This is a genomic window from Halorubrum tibetense (assembly GCF_042661865.1).
GTDB classification, from domain to species: Archaea; Halobacteriota; Halobacteria; order Halobacteriales; family Haloferacaceae; genus Halorubrum; species Halorubrum tibetense.
The window spans coordinates 1-1,204 of sequence record NZ_JBHSWW010000466.1; the positions used below are offsets into that span (position 1 = coordinate 1).

General features: G+C 72.2%; 1 protein-coding gene and 1 pseudogene. Both read right to left on the reverse strand.

The genetic code is table 11. The features are described from left to right. Nucleotides 1-528 (reverse strand): hydantoinase B/oxoprolinase family protein (locus ACFQEU_RS16215; protein WP_379783843.1); only part of this gene is annotated, 528 nt, incomplete at its 3' end. Further along, nucleotides 525-1,204 (reverse strand): annotated as a pseudogene (locus ACFQEU_RS16220) (hydantoinase/oxoprolinase family protein); the annotation flags it as partial. The gene ACFQEU_RS16215 and the pseudogene ACFQEU_RS16220, both read right to left, overlap by 4 nt.

Genomic DNA, 1,204 nt, shown 5'->3' on the forward strand with positions numbered 1-1,204 from the left:
GGGGTTCCGGGCGTTCGCGAACAGGAGATCGAACACGTCCTCCCGTCGCTCACCGCCCGCGACGAGCCGCGTCGGCGGTATCCGGAGCCCCTCCTCGTAGATCTCTCGGGCACCGGCCGGCATGCTCCCGGGCGTGGCTCCGCCGACATCGGCGTGGTGGGCGCGCGAGACGGCGTAGCCGAGCACGTCACCGTTGCGTGCCAGCGGCGAGACGAGCGTCACGTCGGGGAGGTGTGTCCCCCCGGTGAACGGGTCGTTGAGGACGAACACGTCGCCGGGAACCGGATCGCGGTCGCGGACCGCCGCCACCGCCTCCGGCATCGCCCCGAGGTGGACCGGAATGTGCTCCGCCTGTGCGACCATCCGGCCGTCGATGTCGAACAGCGCGGTCGAACAGTCCTGACGCTCCGTGACGTTCGGCGAGTACGCCCCGCGTATCAGGGTCGCGCCCATCTCCTCGGCGACCCCCTCGAACGCGTGACGTAACACCTCCAGCGTGACCGGGTCGACGTCCTCGGGCGCGCTCACGACCGATCACCCGCCTGCAGGAGGACGACCGTCCCGTCCGCGCGTACCCGCCACGACCAGTCGGGGGGAACGACCGTAGTGCTCTCCCCGCCGGCGAGCACCGCCGGGCCCGATCCCCGCGTCCCGACCGTCAGCGCGTCACGATCGAGCACGGTCGTCTCGACGGCCTCGCCCCGGGAGAACGGGACCGCCCGTGTCCCCCGCTCCGGGTCGTCGTCGCCGGAGGCGGCCCCCAGAACCGTCGGCGGGTCGTTTTCGATCGTCGCGGCGGCCCGCAGCGTTACGGCCTCCACGTCGGCGTCGAGCGTGTACCCATAGGCCCGCTCGTGTGCGGCGGCGAAGCGTTCGGCGACGGCTTGGGGATCGAAGCCGAGGGTGTCACCATCCGAGGGGCCCATCGGCTCACCCACCGGAACCGTCAGCTCGAACCGCTGGCCGACGTACCGACAGTCGACGCGCCACTCGACGGTCGCGGCGTCGGGGTCGGAGACGTCGGCGAGCACCCGGTCGGTTAGGTCGGCCAGCGCGTCCACAGCGACCTCGACCGCGTCGTCGTCGAGGAGTCGGAACCGGACCGTTCTAACGGCGTCGTGCGTCTCGTCGGCGGCAAGCAGTCCGTACGCGGAGAGCACGCCCGCGGGCCCCGGAACGAGCACGCGGGTGATCCCGAGCCGGT